1 protein-coding gene is annotated in these 425 nt (G+C 50.8%); it reads right to left on the bottom strand.

All coding sequences use genetic code 11. The features are described from left to right. Positions 1-425, bottom strand: a 425-nt coding sequence (locus SOP95_RS31740) for a hypothetical protein (RefSeq protein ID WP_323609548.1), incomplete at both ends; no start/stop codon positions are given.

The following is a 425-nucleotide window of genomic DNA, read 5'->3' as shown; positions in this document are numbered from 1 at the left end:
TGAAACGGCGGCACGGTATCGGACATAAAACCCGTTGGCACCACCTCCTCAAGCGACTTGTGGTCACGCTTGTCATTCAAATCGAACGCGACAATGTGTGAAGCTTCGGAGATCGCGGTACGATCAACACGCACGGGACGTTGCGAAAGAGTAATGACCGAAATGCGCTTGGCGCGTCCCTGCGTCAACAATGCAGAGAATGCGCCTTTACGAACTTCCGGAAGCATGTAGCCCTCATCAATGAAGAGGCCACGGTCGTCATTCTCCCAGATACGCCAAAGCCAGTTTTCGGTATGCTCTTCCAAATCAGGCCTTGACTTTAAAATATAAAGTCCCGGTTGGGAAGGCGTATCCTTGAAATCGATTTGGCGAATTCTGGGGATCGAATTCAGCAGTTCCTCGCCTTTGTAATCGAGCACATACCA

This window comes from Pseudomonas sp. YuFO8 (assembly GCF_035065025.1).
Taxonomy (GTDB): domain Bacteria; phylum Pseudomonadota; class Gammaproteobacteria; order Pseudomonadales; family Pseudomonadaceae; genus Aquipseudomonas; species Aquipseudomonas putida_AE.
Note: the sequence above shows the minus strand (reverse complement) of the source record. Positions and strands in the feature narration are given on the sequence as shown.